Raw genomic sequence first — 16,969 nt, forward strand, 5'->3', positions numbered from 1 at the left:
CCGAAAGTAGAATCGATACCGTGCCTGCCATCAATCTGGGAATGCCCAAAGCCCCCAACGTCCTGACCCCCCGCCGCCAGACCCGCCAGATCAAGGTCGGCAAGGTGGGCGTGGGCAGCGAATCGCAGGTGAGCGTGCAGTCGATGACGACGACGCAGACCACGAACATCAACGCCACGCTGCAGCAGATCGCCGAGCTCACGGCCACCGGCTGCGACATCGTGCGCGTCGCGGTTCCGCACCAGGACGACGCCGACGTGCTTCACATCATCGCCGCGAAGAGCCAGCTGCCGATCATCGCCGACATCCACTTCCAGCCGCGCTACGTCTACACGGCGATCGACGCGGGCGTCGGCGCCGTGCGTGTGAACCCCGGCAACATCCGCAAGTTCGACGACCAGGTCGGCAAGATCGCCGCGGCAGCCAAGGCCGCCGGCGTCTCCATCCGCATCGGCGTCAACGCCGGTTCGCTCGAGCCGAGCCTGCTGCAGAAGTACGGCAAGGCCACCCCCGAGGCGCTCGTCGAGAGCGCCGTGTGGGAGGCCAGCCTGTTCGAGGAGCACGACTTCCACGACTTCAAGATCTCGGTCAAGCACAACGACCCCGTCACGATGGTCAAGGCGTACCGCCTGCTCGCCGAGCGCGGCGACTGGCCGCTGCACCTCGGGGTGACCGAGGCCGGCCCCGAGTTCCAGGGCACGATCAAGAGCGCGACCGCGTTCGGCCTGCTGCTCGGCGAGGGGATCGGCGACACCATCCGCGTCTCGCTCTCCGCGCCGCCCGCGCAGGAGGTCAAGGTCGGCCTGCAGATCCTGCAGTCGCTCGGCCTGCGCGAACGCAAGCTCGAGATCGTCTCCTGCCCGAGCTGCGGCCGCGCCCAGGTCGACGTCTACAAGCTCGCCAACGACGTCACCGACGGTCTCGAGAAGATGACCGTGCCGCTGCGCGTCGCCGTGATGGGCTGCGTCGTCAACGGTCCCGGCGAGGCCCGCGAGGCCGACCTCGGCGTCGCGAGCGGCAACGGCCGCGGCCAGATCTTCGTCAAGGGAGAGGTCATCAAGACCGTGCCCGAGGCCGACATCGTCGCGACCCTGATCGAAGAGGCCAACCGCCTCGCGGCCGAAATGCCCGTGGGCGCCACCGGTTCGCCGGTCGTCGTCACCGCGTAGCTGTCCGAACTGTTGCGCCTCGCGGCGGTTTGTCGCGCACGCGCCCGTTCGTGCATCAGCGCACGCCACAAACCTCAGCGTGCGCGACGACGCTGAGCGTCGCAGGCTCTGCAAACCTCAGCGTGCGGGACGACGCTGAGCGTCGCAGGCTCTGCAAACCTCAGCGGGCGCGACGACGCTGAGCGTCGCATATGTGCGCGCAGGCTCAGGCGCGCAGCACCCGGCCGATCGAGCGCAGCGTCGCCCGGGCCTCCGGGGTCCAGGGTGCGCCGACGTAGTCGTGGAACGCGCCCGGCAGGTACTCGAGAGAGACGTCGTTGCCCGCCTCACGCAGGCGGGACACCAGCGACAGGGCATCAGGGGCGAGGATGTCGCGGCCGCCCTGGTGCACGGAAACCGGCGGCAACCCGTCGAGACGGCCGTACAGCGGGCTGACGAGCGGCGACCGCGGGTCGGCCCCGTTCGCCCACCACGCGCCGGCGGCGACGAACCCCGCGACGCCGAGCATCGGGTCGCGCGGCTCGACCGCCCGGATGTCCGGGTTCGCCATGGTCACGTCGACCCACGGCGAGATCAGCACGACGCCCGCCGGAGCGGGCAGCCCCACGTCGCGGTAGCGGAGTGCCTGACCGAGTGCGAGACCGCCGCCCGCCGAGTCACCGGCGAGGAACACGGGGGAGCCCGTGGCGGCCAGCCCGCGGTACACCCCCTCGAGCAGGGCGTACGCCTCGTCCACGTGGTGCTCTGGCGCCAGGCCGTAGAGCGGCACCGTGACGGTCGCCCCGCTCTCGCGCATCAGCGTCGCGATGATGCGCCAGTGCACGGGCAGCAGCGGGAAGACGTAGCAGCCGCCGTGCGTGTAGAGCAGCTGTGTGCCGGTCGTCCCCTGCTTCGGCGTGAGCGTGATCACGTCGCGACCGCCGATGCTGCGCGTCGTCATGTGCGCCACGCGCAGTAGCGCCGGCGGGACCGGGGCCGCGGGCGGGTGGTCGCGCGCCACCCGCTCGACCGAGGCGGCGCTGCGCGTCGACGTGGGCTGGAGGCGGAGCAGCAGACGGGTGACGGCCATGGCGAGCGACATCCTGAAAAACTATCGTGCCCCGCCACACACCTGCCGGTCGATCTCTCTCACCTAGAATCGTCGGGTGTCCACTCGTCTTTCGCAGCTCTTTGTCCGTACCCTCCGTGAAGACCCCGTCGATGCCGAGGTAGCGAGCCATCGCCTCCTCGTGCGCGCCGGCTACATCCGCCGACAGGCCCCCGGCATCTACGCCTGGCTGCCGCTCGGCCTCAAGGTCAAGCGCAAGATCGAGGCCATCGTCCGCGAGGAAATGGAGAACGCGGGCGCGCAGGAAGTGCACTTCCCCGGGCTGCTCCCGCGCGAACCCTACGAGGCGACCGGCCGCTGGACCGAGTACGGCGACAACCTCTTCCGCCTGCAGGACCGCAAGGGTGCCGACTACCTGCTCGCGCCCACCCACGAGGAGGTCTTCACGCTGCTCGTGAAGGACCTGTACTCCTCGTACAAGGACCTGCCCCTGTCGATCTACCAGATCCAGGACAAGTACCGCGACGAGGCCCGTTCGCGCGGCGGTCTGCTGCGCGGGCGCGAGTTCACCATGAAGGACGCGTACAGCTTCGACTACACCGACGCCGGGCTCGACATCAGCTACCAGGCCCAGCGCGACGCCTACGAGCGCATCTTCACACGCCTCGGCCTCGAGTACGCGATCGTCAAGGCCGACGCCGGCGCCATGGGCGGCAGCCGCTCCGAGGAATTCCTGCACCCCACCCCGGTCGGCGAAGACACCTACGTGCGCACCGACGGCGGCTACTCGGCCAACGTCGAGGCGTTCACCACGGTCGTTCCCGACGCGCTCCCCATCGAGGGACTGCCCGCCGCCACCGTGTTCGACTCGCCCAATACGCCGACGATCCAGACCCTGGTCGACCTCGCCAACGCAGAGCAGCCCCGCGCCGACCGCCCCTGGACCGCGGCCGACACGCTCAAGAACGTCGTGCTCGCGCTCACCAACCTCGACGGCAGCCGCGAACTGCTCGTCGTCGGGCTCCCCGGCGACCGCGACGTCGACCTCAAGCGCGTCGAGGTGGCCGTCGCCCCCGCCGACGTCGAGGCCGCGAACGAGGGCGATTTCGCCAAGCACCCCGCGCTGGTCAAGGGCTACATCGGTCCGTGGTCTCCCGAGGGACCCGTGCTCGGCGCAGAGTCGAGCAGCGGCATCCGCTATCTCGTCGACCCCCGCGTCGTCGACGGCACCCAGTGGGTCACCGGCGCGAACCTCGCCGAGAAGCACGTATTCGGCCTCGTCGCCGGCCGTGACTTCATCGCCGACGGCGTCATCGAGGCCTCCGACGTGCGCGCCGGCGACCCCGCGCCCGACGGTTCCGGCCCGGTCGAGATCGCCCGCGGCATGGAGATCGGCCACGTCTTCCAGCTCGGCCGCAAGTACGCCGAGGCGCTCGGCCTCAAGGTGCTCGACGAGAACGGCAAGCTCGTCACCGTGACCATGGGCTCGTACGGCGTCGGCATCACCCGCATCATGGCGGTCATCGCCGAGAGCACCAACGACGGCAAGGGCCTCATCTGGCCCGCCAACGTGAGCCCGTTCGACGTGCACGTCGTCGCCGCCGGCAAGGAGCCGGTCGTCTGGGAGACCGCGGAGGCGCTCGTCTCCGCGCTCGAGGCGAGCGGCAGGGACGTGCTGTTCGACGACCGCCCCAAGGTCTCGCCCGGCGTCAAGTTCGGCGACGCCGAGCTGCTGGGCGTGCCCCTCATCGTGATTGTCGGCCGCGGAGCCGTCGACGGCAACGTCGAACTCTGGGACCGCCGTACCAACGAGCGCACGCCCTACACGGTCGCCGAGCTCGTCGAGGTGCTGTCGAAGTGACCCGGATCACGGCGGACGAGCTCGCACGCGCGAAGTCCATCCTCGAGACCATCACCGAGTCGTACGAGCACACCGTCGTCGGTCAGGCCGGCCTGCGCCAGAGCCTGATGATCGCCCTGATGACCGGCGGGCACATCCTGCTGGAGAGCGTTCCCGGGCTCGCGAAGACCACCGCCGCCAAGGCGCTCGCCGACTCGGTGAGCGCGAGCTTCAAGCGCATCCAGTGCACGCCCGACCTGCTGCCCAGCGACATCATCGGCAGCCAGGTCTTCGACTACGCCACGTCGAGCTTCTCCACCCAGCTCGGCCCCGTGCACGCCAACTTCGTGCTGCTCGACGAGATCAACCGCTCGAGCGCCAAGACGCAGAGCGCCATGCTCGAGGCCATGCAGGAGCGCCAGACGACGATCGGCGGCGAGGTCTTCGCCCTGCCGCACCCGTTCCTGGTGCTCGCCACGCAGAACCCGATCGAGCAGGAGGGCACGTACCACCTGCCCGAGGCGCAGCTCGACCGCTTCCTGCTCAAGGAGGTGCTCGACTACCCGGCGTTCGCCGAGGAGATCGAGATCCTCGGCCGCCTCGAGTCGGGCGTCTACGACCTGCCCGACGACCGCGACCCGTCGCAGCCGGTCGACGTGGCGCCGTCGGTCACGATCGACGACGTGCTGTTCCTGCAGGCGATCACCAAGCGCGTCTTCCTCGACGACTCGATCACCAACTACATCGTCTCCGCGGTCTACGTGACCCGTCACGCCGGCCAGTACATCGGCGAGGAGCTCGCGGGCTGCATCGAGTACGGCGCGAGCCCCCGCGCCAGCATCGCGTTCAGCCGTGCCGCCCGCGCCAGGGCGCTGCTGTCGGGGCGCGACCACGTGCTGCCCGAAGACGTCAAGGCGCTGCGCCACGTCGTGCTGCGCCACCGGATCATCCTCAACTTCGAGGCCATCGCCGACAACATCGTGCCGGAGACGGTCATCGACGCGGTCTTCGACGCCGTGCAGGCCCCGTAGGCACCGTGTGACTTCGCTGCTGCGTCGCGTCAAGTCGACCCTCTCGATCCGGGCACACCGCCGGGTGCGCGGTTTGCTCGAGGGGGAGTACACCTCGGTCTTCCACGGCCGCAGCATGGAATTCGACGACCTCCGCCCGTACGTGGCGGGCGACGAGGTGCGTGACATCGACTGGAAGGCGACGGCGCGGCTGCGCACGCCGATGACGAAGCGGTTCATCGCGGCGCGCAAGCACACCGTGCTGGTGATCGCCGACACCGGCCGCAACATGGCGGCCCTCGCCGAGCACGGCGAGACGAAGCGCGACCTCGCGGTGCTCGCTGCCGGCACAGTCGGCTACCTCGCGATCCGGCACGGCGACCGGGTCGCGCTCGTCGCGGGAGACGCCGAGCACACGGTGTTCGTCGAACCGGCCTCGACCGAGGCCCACCTCGAACGGATGCTGCAGAAAATCCACACCAATACGACGACGGATGCCGCGGCGAGCAACCTCACCGCCCAGCTCGAGTACGCCGCCCGGGTGTTCCGTCGCCGCATGATCGTGTTTGTCATCGCCGACGACCGCGAACTGAGCGCACCCGAGCGGCGTCTCGTTCGCCGGCTCTGCGTGCAACACGAGGTGCTCTGGCTGCGTGTCGGCGACGCGGACCTGATGCGCCCCGAGTGGAGCGGCTCCGTGATGCACGACGTGCACGACTCCGCCACCATCCCGAGCTTCGTGCGCGACGACCCCGCCCTGCGCGCCGAGTTCCGGGCGGCGGTCGCCGAGAGCTCGGCCCGCAGCGAAGACGTCTTCGAATCCGTCGCCGTGTCGAGCCAGCGGGTCAGCCGCGAGGCCGACGTGGTGCCCGGCCTGTTCCGGCTGCTGGAGGTGCATCGTCATGCAAGGCGGTAGCGGCTTCTTCCCGCCCGTGCAGTACTCGCCGGTGTGGCTCGTCGTCGGAGTGGTGATCCTCGCGGTCGTCGTCGGCTGGTACGTGTTCGTGCTGCTGCTCACCCGGCGCAGGCCCTCGCCGGTCGACCTCGTCGCGCCCGTTCCCGGGCTCACGGTGTCGGTGCGCGACGCGTACCTCAACCGCATCAACGAGGTGAGCTGGCGGTACTCCCACGGTTCGCTCGGCTTCAGCGACGCGCACCACGAGCTCAGCGCGCTGGTGCGCGGTTTCGCGGCGGAGGCACGCGGCATCCGGGCTCAGTACATGACCCTCGACGACCTGCGTTCCACGCCGCACGCCGACCTCGCGGCGACCATCGAGGCGCTCTACCCCGGCGCGTTCAGCGGCGGCACCACGGGCAGCATCGACGACGCGACCGCGCGGGCCAGAACGCTGGTGAGCACGTGGAACTGATCCTCTGGTGGCTGATCCCCGTGTGGATCGCGGTGGTCGCGGCCGTCGTCGTCGCGGTCGTGCTGCTGCAGCGCCGTCGCCGACGTGAGACCGCCGCCGACTCCCTTCCGATCGCCCACCGCGACCGTCTCACCGCGCTGCCGGGATACGCGCGGGCGCTACGCCGCTACCGCACGCTGCTGCTCGGCGTCGTGGCGAGTCTCGCGGTCGTGCTGGTCGCGGCCGTCGGGCTCACGGCGCGGCCCGCGACCGTCGCCTCCGTGCAGCCCGAGCTGAGCAACCGCGACATCGTGCTCTGCCTCGACATCTCCGGCTCGATGGTCGAGTACGACAAGGAGGTGCTCGACGTGTTCGTCGACCTGGCGAAGGAGTTCACCGGCGAACGCATCTCGCTCGTCGTGTTCAACGCCTCGGCGGTCACCCGCTTCCCGCTGACGAGCGACTACTCCTACGTCGAGGCGCAGCTCACCGAGCTCCGCGCCGAGTTCGACGCGGGCGAGGACGAGTTCTACCGCGGCACCCTGTTCGGCAACGGCTCCTCGCTCGTCGGCGACGGTCTCGCCTCCTGCGCCGTGCGCTTCGACTCGCCCGACGCCGACCGCAGCCGCTCGGTGATCCTCGTGACCGACAACCTCATCGCCGGCGAACCGATCTTCACCCTGCAGCAGGCCGGTGCGCTCGCCACCGAGCGCGGCGTGCGGGTCTACGGCATCAACCCCGGCGACACCGAGGCGAAGGCGTACATGGCCGATCTCGCCGAGGAGTTCCGCAGCGTCGTCGAGACGACCGACGGCGCCTACTACGCGCTCGAAGACCCGGACGCGATCCCGTCGATCGTCTCCGAGATCACCGCGCAGCAGGCGGACGCCATCGACGCCGACCCCGAGTTCGTGCTCACCGACCAGCCGGGCCTGCTCGCGATCCTCGCGTTCCTCGGCCTCGGCGCCTTCTTCGTGCTGGCCTGGCGGGTGAAGCGATGATCCTCGACCCCGTCCTCCCGATCTGGCTGCTCGCCGTGCTCGGCGCGCTGCTCGCCGGCTTCGCCGTGTGGCGCCTCGTCGACTCCGACACGGGCCGGGCCCGCCTGGCCTGGTCGCTGCGCGTGCTCGCCGTGCTGCTGCTGATGGTGGTCGCGCTGCGGCCCGTGCTGCCCGCCGAGGTCGAGCAGCCGCCCAGCGTCTCGGGCGGCCTCGAGGTGTACATCGTCGTCGACACCACGAGCAGCATGGCGGCCGAGGACTGGGATGCCGCGTCGGGCGACGACGGTCTCGCCGCCACCCGGCTCGACGGTGTGAAGGCCGACATCGCCGCGATGGCGGAGACACTCACCGGTGCCAGCTTCTCGCTCATCACCTTCGACGCCGAATCCGTGCAGAGGGTTCCCCTGACCTCGGATGCCACGGCACTGCGCTCGGCGGGCGACGTGCTGCAGCAGGAGATCACGGCGTACTCGCAGGGCAGCACGGTCTCCGAACCGGTCGAGCTGCTCGAATCGGTCATCGGCGCCGCCGCCGACGAGAATCCCGCACAGGAGCGGGTGCTGTTCTACCTCGGCGACGGCGAACAGACGGCGGCCACCGCGCCCGAGTCGTTCGAGGCGCTCGCGCCGCTCATCAGCGGGGGAGCGGTGCTCGGCTACGGCACCGCGGAGGGCGGCGAGATGCGCCAGTTCAACGGGTACGACCGCCCCACGGTCGACAGCCCGTACATCGACGACTACAGCTCGGGAACCCCAGTTCCCGCCGTCTCGCGCATCGACGAGGAGCAGCTCGAGACCATCGCCGGGCAGCTCGGGGTGCGCTACCTGCACCGCGACGCCGCGACCTCGATCGACTCCCTGCTCGACGGGTTCGACGTCGGCGACGTGACCGTGCGCGAGGCCACCCGCGGCGCCCGCGTCGAGTTCTACTGGATCGCCGCCATCCCGCTCGGACTCATCGCCCTGCTCGAACTGGCGGCCCTGAGCGGCGCCGTCGTCGAACTGCGCGCGGCCCGCCGCCCGACCGAGAGGAACGGCGCATGACCCGGCTGTCGCCCGACCCCACCGAGACCGACCCCGCACGCTTCGGCCCGGGCACAAACGGACCCCGCGAGGCCGCCACGCGCGCCCGGCGCCGGCGCCGGGCCAAGTACCTGCTCTGGTCGCTCCCGGTCGTGATCCTGCTGCTCGTCGTCGCGACGAAACTCATGGGTCCCGCGATCGTCAACCAGCCCGCGCTCGACCGCTTCGACTCCGGCGCGTACGAGTCGGCGGGGGAGAGCTGGACGTCGCTGATCGAGGGCGACAACATCGTCGAGCCCTATCTGCCGTGGTTCAACCGCGGCGACTCGCTCGCCGCCCGCGAGGACTACACGGCCGCGGTCGACGACTTCGAACGCGCGCTCGAGCTGGCCCCGGCCGACCGCGCGTGCGACGTGCGCGTCAACCTCGCCCTCAGCTGGGAATCGCTCGGGGACATCTACGTCGCGGGCGGATACTTCCAGGGCGCCATCCAACTCTACGAACAGGCGAAAGCCGTCATCGCCGAGGGGGAGGACTGCGACCCGCTCGAGCCCTCGGGTCAGGCGCTGGCCGAGGCCGGGCCGCGCGTGCAGGCCAAGATCGACCAGTCCGAGCAACTGCGCGACGCGCTCGAGCAACAGCAGGGCGAAGGGCCGGGCACCCAGCAGGAGCAGCTCGACCAGCTCGGCCAGCAAGAGCAGCAGTCCGAGCAGGAAAAGGCGACGGGGGATGCCGCAGACCGGGGTGAAGAGGGCGGCCAATCGGGCTACACGGAGAAGCCCTGGTAGCACGAGGGCCCGACGCTCGGGTAACTTAGTCTGAGGTATTCGCGACCCAGAGGCCGCGAACCTACAGAAACCTGAATAGTGGAGGCCCTCAGTGGACATCGATCTGAGCGTGCTGCGTCTCATGGAACGAGAGCGCGAAATTCCCTTCGAGGAACTCGCGCACATCATCGAGCAGGCCATTCTCACGGCCTATCTCAAGCACTCCGAAGAGAGTGAGCAGACTCCCGGCGAGGCGTTGCCATCACAGGCGCGCGTTCACCTGGACCGCAAGACCGGACACGTGAGCGTGTTCGTGGCAGAGCGCGACGACGAGGGAAACGTCGTCGGCGAAGCAGAAGACAGCCCGAGCGACTTCGGCCGCATCGCCGCCTTCGCTGCCAAGCAGGTCATCAACCAGCGCCTGCGCGACATCGCCGACGAGCACATCCTCGGCGAGTTCCGCGGACGCGAAGGCGACATCGTGGCCGGCATCATCCAGCAGGGGCCCAACCCCCGCATGATCCACGTCGACCTCGGCACCATCGAGGCGATCCTGCCTCCCGAGGAGCAGGTGCCGAGCGAGTCGTACGCGCACGGCAGCCGCCTGCGCGTCTACGTGACGAGCGTCGCCAAGGGGGCGAAGGGCCCGCAGATCACCGTGAGCCGTACGCACCCCGCGCTCGTGCGCAAGCTCTTCGCACTCGAGGTGCCGGAGATCGCCAGCGGACTGGTCGAGATCACCTCGCTCGCCCGTGAAGCGGGACACCGCACCAAGATGGCCGTGCGTGCCACCGAGGCCGGCATAAACGCCAAGGGCTCGTGCATCGGCGAACTCGGACAGCGCGTGCGCGCGGTCTCGGCCGAACTGGGCGACGAGAAGATCGACATCGTCGACTACTCCGAAGACCTGGCCACGTTCGTCGCCAACGCGCTGTCGCCCGCCCGGGTCACCAGTTCGTACGTGATCGACGAGTCGACGAAGGCCGTTCGCGCCCTCGTTCCCGACTACCAGCTGTCGCTCGCGATCGGCAAGGAGGGCCAGAACGCCCGCCTCGCCGCGAAGCTGACGGGCGCGCGGATCGATATCCAGCCGGATTCGATTCTCGAAGACAACTAGACGATCGGGCTGGATCTCGACCCGCGCGCAGTACGCGAGACGCGCCAGCGTCGCAGCGGCTGGACTATCACCCAGCATCCAGCCCGATTCGATTCTCGAAGACAACTGATCGCGAGGTCGCTGGGCCTGTCGAAGCGCCGCTTCGACAGGCCCAGCGACCGAACAGGTCCGACCGCCAAACAGGGGGTAGTATGGATCCCGTTAGAACTTGCCTCGGCTGCCGAGCGCGCGCCGACCGATCCGCACTACTGCGGGTAGTCGTGCGCGATGGCGTTGTGGTCGCTGATCCGTCGGCGATACTTCCCGGCCGAGGTGCGTGGGTCCATCCCACGGTTCAGTGCGTAGAAGCCTCAGTGAAACGCAAGGCCTTTGGCCGGGCGTTTCGTTCGAGTGTCGCGGTCGATACCGCGCAGCTTCTCGCAGTTGGAGGAGTCTCACCGAGACTCCATGAAGAACAGGCTGATTGACCTATGGACAACTAATGAGCGGCTCGAAATGAGTTCCGTCCACTAATGGTCTGCCCCTGTCCGGGTGCAGACCCAGACAGGAGAATTGTGGCTGCCAAACCACGCGTACACGAAATCGCCGCCGAACTCGGCGTCGACAGCAAGATCGCCCTCGACAAGCTCAAAGAAATGGGCGAATACGTCAAGGGACCGTCGTCCAGCATCGAACCCCCCGTCGCGCGCCGCCTGAAGGCCGCGCTCGAGGCTGAGGGAATCAAGCCGGCTCCGGCCGCGCCCAAGCCGCCGGTCAAGGCCGCGGCTCCGCGTCCCGCCGCACCCAAGCCCCCGGTATCCGAGACCCCCGAGGTCGCACCGGAACCCGTCGCAGCCGAGCCCGTCGTCCAGACGCCCGCTCCTCTGACGGTCGCCGAGCGCCAGGCGCAGGCCGAAGCGGCAGCTGCCGCAGCGGCTTCCGCTCCCGCAGCCCCCGCAGAGGGCGCTGCTCCGGCCGCCAAGCCGGGTGCATCGAGCATCCCGCGCCCCGGCGCACCCCGACCGGGCAACAACCCCTTCGGTAGCAACCAGGGCATGCAGCGTCCCGGCGCCGCCCGCCCCGGCAACAACCCCTTCGCGAGCAACCAGGGCATGCAGCGCCCCGGCGCTCCGACGCCCGGTGGCACGTCCAGTGCTCCCGGGATCCCGCGTCCCGGCGCTCCCCGTCCCGGCGCCCCGCGTCCGGGCGGACCCGGCCAGGGTGCACGTCCGCCGGCATTCGGCGCACGTCCCGCTGGAGCGGGTGGACGTCCCGGCGGCGCCGGCGCGCGTCCGGCCGGTGGCGGTTTCCGTCCCGGTGGAGCCCCCGGCTCGACCCCCGGCACCCCCGGCTCGAACTTCGGCCCGAACCGCCCCGCAGGCGGCGGCGGTCGTGGCCGCGGTCCCGGCGGCGGTACCGCCGGTGCCTTCGGCCGTGGTGGCGGAAAGAGCAAGGCCCGCAAGTCGAAGCGTACGAAGCGCGCGGAGTTCGAGCTTCGCGAAGCTCCGTCGCTCGGTGGCGTCAGCGTTCCCCGCGGCGACGGCTCGACCGTCATCCGCCTCCGTCGTGGCGCGTCGATCACCGACTTTGCCGACAAGATCGACACGAGCCCCGGAAACCTCGTCACCGTGCTGTTCCACCTGGGACAGATGGCGACCGCGACCGAGTCCCTCGACGAGGCCACCTTCGGCATCCTCGGCGACGAGCTCGGCTTCAAGATCGACATGGTCTCGCCGGAAGACGAAGACCGCGAGCTGCTGAGCGGCTTCTCGATCGACCTCGACCAGGAGCTCGAAGACGAGAACGACGAAGACCTGGAGATCAGGCCCCCCGTCGTCACCGTCATGGGTCACGTCGACCACGGTAAGACGCGCCTCCTCGACGCGATCCGCAACGCGAACGTCGTGGCGTCCGAGGCCGGCGGCATCACGCAGCACATCGGTGCGTACCAGGTCGTCGCCGAGCACGAGGGCATCGATCGCAAGATCACCTTCATCGACACCCCGGGCCACGAGGCGTTCACCGCCATGCGCGCCCGTGGTGCCCAGGTCACCGACATCGCGATCCTCGTGGTCGCGGCGGACGACGGCATCATGCCGCAGACGGTTGAGGCTCTCAACCACGCGCAGGCAGCCGGCGTTCCGATCGTCGTCGCGGTGAACAAGGTGGACAAGGTCGGCGCAAACCCGGCCAAGGTCCGCCAGCAGCTCACCGAGTTCGGCCTCGTCGCGGAAGAGTACGGCGGAGACACGATGTTCGTCGACGTCTCGGCGCTCAACAACGTCGGTATCGACAAGCTGCTCGACGCCGTGCTGCTCACCGCAGACGCCGGCCTCGACATGCGTGCCAACCCGAACAAGGACGCCCGCGGTGTCGCGATCGAAGCGAAGCTCGACAAGGGTCGCGGTGCAGTCGCCACCGTGCTCATCCAGTCGGGAACGCTCGAGGTCGGAGACCCGATCGTCGCCGGTACCGCGTACGGCCGAGTCCGCGCCATGTTCGACGAGAACGGCGACTCCGTGGAGTTCGCGACGCCGGCCCGCCCCGTGCAGGTGCTCGGACTCACGTCCGTCCCCCGCGCAGGCGACACGTTCCTCGTGACCGACGACGACCGCACCGCCCGCCAGATCGCCGAGAAGCGCGAAGCAGCAGAGCGCAACGCCCTGCTCGCCCGTAGCCGCAAGCGCATCAGCCTCGAGGACTTCACCAAGGCCCTCGAAGACGGCAAGGTCGAATCGCTCAACCTCATCATCAAGGGTGACGTCTCCGGTGCTGTCGAAGCACTCGAAGAGTCGCTGCTCAAGATCGAGGTCGACGACTCCGTGCAGCTGCGCATCATCCACCGCGGTGTCGGTGCTGTCACGGAGAGCGACGTCAACCTCGCCACCGTCGACAACGCCATCATCATCGGCTTCAACGTTCGCCCCGACCCGAAGGCGCGCGACCGCGCGTCTCGCGAGGGTGTCGACGTGCGGTTCTACAGCGTCATCTACGCGGCTCTCGAAGACGTGGAGAACTCGCTCAAGGGCATGCTCAAGCCGGAGTTCGAAGAGGTCCAGTCGGGTGTCGCGGAAATCCGCGAGATCTTCCGCTCCTCCAAGTTCGGAAACGTCGCCGGTGTCATCGTGCGCTCGGGAACGATCACGCGAAACGCCAAGGCACGCGTCATCCGCGAGGGCGTCGTCGTCGGCGACAACCTCGCCATCGAGTCGCTGCGTCGCTTCAAGGACGACGTCACCGAGGTGCGTACGGACTTCGAGGCCGGTATCGGTCTCGGCAAGTTCAACGACATCCAGATCGGTGACGAGATCGAGACGATCGAAATGAAGGAAAAGCCGCGGGTCTAGTACCCCGGTGAGAACGTCGATTGGGCAGGTCGCTTGCGGCCTGCCCAATCGGCCCTTAACTATCAAGGAGCTCCACATGGCCGACCAGGCTCGCGCCGCCAAGATGGCGGACCGCATCAAGGTAATCATCGCCAAGGCCCTCGAGCGCGGCGTCAAGGACCCGCGTCTCGGCTTCGTCACCATCACCGACGTGCGCGTCACCGGCGACCTCCAGCACGCGTCCGTGTTCTACACGGTCTACGGATCCGACGAGGAGCGCGCCGACACGGCCGCGGCCCTCAAGTCGGCCACCGGCATGCTGCGCAGCGAGGTGGGCAAGAACATCACCGCCCGTCTCACGCCGAGCATCGAGTTCATCGCCGACGGTATCCCCGAGAACGCCGCGCTCATCGAGAGCCTGCTCAACGAGGCCCGCGAGCGCGACGCCGAGTCGACGACCCTCGCCCAGACCGCGCAGTACGCCGGCGACGAGGACCCCTACGTGAAGCCGCGCCCGTTCGTCGGTGACGACGAGGACCTCGCGGACGACGACGACGACGACGACGACGACGCGGTGTTCGAAGCGGGACCCCGCCCGTAACGTCGCGCCCGTACAACCGTGCTGCTGAACCGGCGCCGCGCTGTCGGATAACCGACAGGGCGGCGGCGATCGCGCAGCGGGGGTCAGCGGGGCAGCTCGTACGCGCCGTCGACCGCGACGACGAGGCCGTCGGCGAGCAGGCCCGCCAGCGCGCGCTCGCGCTGCTCGTCGATCGCCCACACCGCGCGCACCTCGGTGGCGGTCACGGGGATGTCGCTCGCCCGCAGCTCGGCCATGATCAGCCCGCGCACCTGTCTGTCGGACCCCTCGAACTTCTTCTGCGTCGCCGCGCGCTTGCCCTCGTAGGCCGGGTAGCCGGCCGCGCGCCAGGCGCACTGCGCGGCGATCGGGCAGGAGTCGCACTTGGGCGAGCGGGCCGTGCAGACCAGCGCCCCGAGCTCCATGATCGAGATGTTCGCGAGCCGGGCCTCGGCCACCGACTCGGGCAGGACCGCCTCCATGTCGACGAGGTCGCGCTTGGCGGCGGGGCCGGCCTCGCCCTGCCCCAGCACGGCACGGGCGATGACCCGCCGGATATTGATGTCGACGACCGGATGCCGGTGGCCGAACGCGAACACCGCCACGGCGCGCGCGGTGTAGTCGCCCACCCCCGGCAGGGCCAGCAGCGACGGCACATCCTCGGGCACGACGCCGCCGTGCCGCTCGGTGATCGCGACGGCGGCGGCGTGCAGGTTGAGCGCGCGCCGCGGATAGCCGAGACTCGCCCAGGCGCGCACAGCGTCGCCCGACGGGGCCGCCGCCAGGTCGGCGGGGGTTGGCCAGCGTTCCAGCCACTCTTCGAGCCGAGGGATCACCCGCACCACGGGCGTCTGCTGCAGCATGAATTCGCTCACCAGCGTGCCCCACGCCGAAAAACCGGGCCGGCGCCACGGAAGGTCGCGGCCGTTGTCGACGAACCAGTCGCTGACTGCGGGTGCGATGCTCACACCCCCACTCTAAGCTCGGCGTAGGCTGGCCGAATGACCACATGGGCGCCCCAGAAGAAGGACACGCTCGCCGCCCTCGCCGACGAGATCCTGCACAACTACGGCCGCGGCCGCGCTACCGTCGCGGTGGACGGCACCGACGTCGCCGGGACGACGGAATTCGCCGACGAACTGGCCGCCGCCATGCGGCTCAAGGGCCACACTGTCTTCCGCGCGTCGATCGAGGGCTTTCACCGTCCGCGCGCCGACCGCTACGCCCGCGGGCGCGACTCGGCCGAGGGTTTCTACCGCGACTCCTACGACTACCTGACCTTCCAGCGCACGCTCATCGAGCCGTTCCGCATGGCGGGCAGCACGGGCTTCGTGCCGGCCGCGTTCGACGTGCGGCGCGACGCGCAGATCGAGCCGACGTGGCTCACCGGCCCGGCGGACGCGCTACTCGTCGTCGACGGCAACTTCCTGCAGCGTCCCGAGTTGCGGGGTCTCTGGAACTACTCGGTCTGGCTCGACATCCCCGACTACGTCGCCGACGACAGACGCGCCGCCCGCGACCTCGCCGACCCGAATCCCCGCCCCGAGCGCAACCTGCGCTACAGCGGCGCCCAGGAGCTCTACCGGGCCGAATCCCACCCGCGCCGCAGCGCGACAGCGATCATCAACAACGCCGACGTCGAGCACCCGCGACGCGTGTTCGCCGACAGTTGCTAGAGAGCCGACAGCTGCTGACGGGTCACTCGCTCGCCGTCGCCACCCGCGCCACGACGACCTCCGGTACGAGGAACGCCTTGCTGGCCTCCACCTCGTGCACGAGCCGCACGATGAGCGCGTTGACCGGCGTCGGCACGCCCGCGCGCAGGCCGGCGGCCACCACGGCGCCGTTGAGGTAGTCCACCTCGGTCGGCTGGCCGCGGCGCAGGCTCTGCAGCGTCGACCCCGGGTTCGGCGTCGTGCCCATGCGGCGGCGCATCAGGCGGGGGAGCGCCTCGGCGGCGCCGATCGGCAGGGCCGAGAACAGCCCGAGCCGGGCGCGGCCGAGACCGCCGAGCGAGGCGAACCGCACGCCGAGCGCGTTCGCCACGTCGACGCTCTCCCGCATGCTCGTGGTGAGCACGCGGCGCAGGCCGCGGTGCGCGATGGTGTCCTGCACGCTGAGGCCGGTGACCGCCGGCAGGGCGTTGATCTGGTTGACCACGAGCTTGGTCCACTGGGCGCCGGCGAAGTCGTCGACGCGGGTCACCGGCATCACCGCGCCCAGCACCTTCGCCACGGCCTTGACCACGGCGGCATCGTCGCCGCCGAGGAACGTCGGGTTGGCCGTGGTGATGGTGACCTCGCCGGGGGAGAGGAACGACGCGGCGAACATCGCCAGCCCGCCGACCACGGGGGAGAGCGGCGCGGCCAGGCGCGCGATGGCGATGCCGTCGAGGCCGTTCTGCACGACGAGGATGGGGGCCTCCCCGATGACGGAGAGGTTCGCGGTGATGGCGGCCGCGGCATCCTGCGCCTTGGTCGTCACGATCACGAGCTCGGGAGCGACCGTCAGCACCTCGCCGGCGGCGACCGGCGCGACGTGGGAGCCCCACGCCCCGCCCAACCGGATGCCCGATTCGCGGATGGCGTCGAGGTGCGCGCCGCGCGCGGTCACCTCGATCTCGTGCCCGCCTCTGTGCAGCAGGGCGGCCATGGCACCGCCGACGGCGCCAGCCCCGATTACCGCAATTCGCATGCTCCCAGCCTACGTGCCGCTCCCGTGCGTCGGCTGCGGGCGCGCCTCCGGCTGATACCCTCGGGAT

General features: G+C 69.8%; 16 protein-coding genes. 13 read left to right on the forward strand and 3 right to left on the reverse strand.

Annotated elements, in window-relative coordinates:
* Positions 1-20 precede the first annotated feature (20 nt).
* On the forward strand, positions 21-1,169 hold the full coding sequence (ispG, locus tag HD599_RS05230) for a flavodoxin-dependent (E)-4-hydroxy-3-methylbut-2-enyl-diphosphate synthase (RefSeq protein WP_184234265.1): 1,149 nt from the start codon (positions 21-23) through the stop codon (positions 1,167-1,169).
* 205 nt (positions 1,170-1,374) lie between these two features.
* Here ispG and HD599_RS05235 read toward each other — a convergent pair whose 3' ends face one another.
* Positions 1,375-2,250: an alpha/beta hydrolase fold domain-containing protein gene (locus HD599_RS05235; RefSeq protein ID WP_184234267.1), complete on the reverse strand. Its 876-nt coding sequence runs from the start codon at positions 2,248-2,250 to the stop codon at positions 1,375-1,377.
* A gap of 64 nt (positions 2,251-2,314) precedes the next feature.
* On the opposite strand from HD599_RS05235, the gene HD599_RS05240 reads away from it, so the two are divergent.
* The 11 genes from HD599_RS05240 to rbfA all read left to right on the forward strand — a co-directional run bounded on the left by HD599_RS05240 (position 2,315) and on the right by rbfA (position 14,229).
* Positions 2,315-4,078, forward strand: coding sequence for a proline--tRNA ligase (locus HD599_RS05240; protein ID WP_184234268.1), 1,764 nt, complete (start codon positions 2,315-2,317; stop codon positions 4,076-4,078).
* The gene (locus HD599_RS05245) at positions 4,075-5,088 is read left to right on the forward strand and encodes an AAA family ATPase (protein ID WP_184234270.1); all 1,014 of its coding nucleotides are present in this window, start codon (positions 4,075-4,077) and stop codon (positions 5,086-5,088) included. The genes HD599_RS05240 and HD599_RS05245 overlap by 4 nt, the downstream gene beginning before the upstream one ends.
* Positions 5,089-5,095: 7 nt before the next feature.
* Positions 5,096-5,983, forward strand: coding sequence for a DUF58 domain-containing protein (locus tag HD599_RS05250; RefSeq protein WP_184234272.1), 888 nt, complete (start codon positions 5,096-5,098; stop codon positions 5,981-5,983).
* The gene (locus HD599_RS05255) at positions 5,970-6,437 is read left to right on the forward strand and encodes a hypothetical protein (RefSeq protein WP_184234274.1); all 468 of its coding nucleotides are present in this window, start codon (positions 5,970-5,972) and stop codon (positions 6,435-6,437) included. Before HD599_RS05250 ends, HD599_RS05255 begins: the two co-directional genes overlap by 14 nt.
* Positions 6,428-7,417 (forward strand): VWA domain-containing protein, encoded by a 990-nt coding sequence (locus HD599_RS05260; protein ID WP_184234276.1) that lies wholly within the window; start codon positions 6,428-6,430, stop codon positions 7,415-7,417. Before HD599_RS05255 ends, HD599_RS05260 begins: the two co-directional genes overlap by 10 nt.
* On the forward strand, positions 7,414-8,460 hold the full coding sequence (locus HD599_RS05265) for a vWA domain-containing protein (protein WP_184234278.1): 1,047 nt from the start codon (positions 7,414-7,416) through the stop codon (positions 8,458-8,460). Before HD599_RS05260 ends, HD599_RS05265 begins: the two co-directional genes overlap by 4 nt.
* Positions 8,457-9,227: a tetratricopeptide repeat protein gene (locus tag HD599_RS05270; RefSeq protein WP_184234280.1), complete on the forward strand. Its 771-nt coding sequence runs from the start codon at positions 8,457-8,459 to the stop codon at positions 9,225-9,227. Before HD599_RS05265 ends, HD599_RS05270 begins: the two co-directional genes overlap by 4 nt.
* 91 nt (positions 9,228-9,318) lie before the next feature.
* The gene (gene nusA / locus HD599_RS05275; RefSeq protein WP_184234282.1) at positions 9,319-10,323 is read left to right on the forward strand and encodes a transcription termination factor NusA; all 1,005 of its coding nucleotides are present in this window, start codon (positions 9,319-9,321) and stop codon (positions 10,321-10,323) included.
* A 191-nt stretch (positions 10,324-10,514) separates the two neighbouring features.
* Entirely contained in the window at positions 10,515-10,790 is a 276-nt protein-coding gene (locus HD599_RS05280) for a YlxR family protein (protein ID WP_184234284.1), read from the forward strand.
* A gap of 45 nt (positions 10,791-10,835) precedes the next feature.
* A complete protein-coding gene (infB, locus tag HD599_RS05285) occupies positions 10,836-13,649 on the forward strand; it encodes a translation initiation factor IF-2 (protein ID WP_184234286.1) in 2,814 nt (937 codons plus the stop codon).
* Positions 13,650-13,725: 76 nt separating this feature from the next.
* Positions 13,726-14,229, forward strand: coding sequence for a 30S ribosome-binding factor RbfA (gene rbfA / locus HD599_RS05290; protein WP_184234289.1), 504 nt, complete (start codon positions 13,726-13,728; stop codon positions 14,227-14,229).
* Positions 14,230-14,312: 83 nt separating this feature from the next.
* Here the strand turns inward: rbfA and HD599_RS05295 are convergent, their stop codons facing one another.
* Positions 14,313-15,176: an HhH-GPD family protein gene (locus tag HD599_RS05295; protein ID WP_184234292.1), complete on the reverse strand. Its 864-nt coding sequence runs from the start codon at positions 15,174-15,176 to the stop codon at positions 14,313-14,315.
* Between the two features lie 33 nt (positions 15,177-15,209).
* Here HD599_RS05295 and HD599_RS05300 point away from each other — a divergent pair, with 33 nt between their 5' ends.
* Positions 15,210-15,884 carry a nucleoside/nucleotide kinase family protein gene (locus HD599_RS05300; RefSeq protein ID WP_184234294.1) on the forward strand — a complete coding sequence of 225 codons (675 nt, stop codon included), beginning with the start codon at positions 15,210-15,212 and terminating at the stop codon, positions 15,882-15,884.
* 22 nt (positions 15,885-15,906) lie between these two features.
* Here HD599_RS05300 and HD599_RS05305 read toward each other — a convergent pair whose 3' ends face one another.
* Positions 15,907-16,902 (reverse strand): ketopantoate reductase family protein, encoded by a 996-nt coding sequence (locus HD599_RS05305; protein ID WP_184234297.1) that lies wholly within the window; start codon positions 16,900-16,902, stop codon positions 15,907-15,909.
* Positions 16,903-16,969: the final 67 nt, after the last annotated feature.

The organism is Conyzicola lurida (assembly GCF_014204935.1).
In the GTDB taxonomy this organism is placed as follows: domain Bacteria; phylum Actinomycetota; class Actinomycetes; order Actinomycetales; family Microbacteriaceae; genus Conyzicola; species Conyzicola lurida.

Excerpts from the sequence above, each read along its gene's own strand:
- HD599_RS05235 (WP_184234267.1), bottom strand. The coding sequence starts at position 2,250 with ATGTCGCTCGCCATGGCCGTCACCCGTCTGCTGCTCCGCCTCCAGCCC.
- HD599_RS05255 (WP_184234274.1), top strand. The coding sequence starts at position 5,970 with ATGCAAGGCGGTAGCGGCTTCTTCCCGCCCGTGCAGTACTCGCCGGTG.
- HD599_RS05265 (WP_184234278.1), top strand. The coding sequence starts at position 7,414 with ATGATCCTCGACCCCGTCCTCCCGATCTGGCTGCTCGCCGTGCTCGGC.
- HD599_RS05270 (WP_184234280.1), top strand. The coding sequence starts at position 8,457 with ATGACCCGGCTGTCGCCCGACCCCACCGAGACCGACCCCGCACGCTTC.
- HD599_RS05280 (WP_184234284.1), top strand. The coding sequence starts at position 10,515 with ATGGATCCCGTTAGAACTTGCCTCGGCTGCCGAGCGCGCGCCGACCGA.
- infB (WP_184234286.1), top strand. The coding sequence starts at position 10,836 with ATGGTCTGCCCCTGTCCGGGTGCAGACCCAGACAGGAGAATTGTGGCT.
- rbfA (WP_184234289.1), top strand. The coding sequence starts at position 13,726 with ATGGCCGACCAGGCTCGCGCCGCCAAGATGGCGGACCGCATCAAGGTA.
- HD599_RS05300 (WP_184234294.1), top strand. The coding sequence starts at position 15,210 with ATGACCACATGGGCGCCCCAGAAGAAGGACACGCTCGCCGCCCTCGCC.
- HD599_RS05305 (WP_184234297.1), bottom strand. The coding sequence starts at position 16,902 with ATGCGAATTGCGGTAATCGGGGCTGGCGCCGTCGGCGGTGCCATGGCC.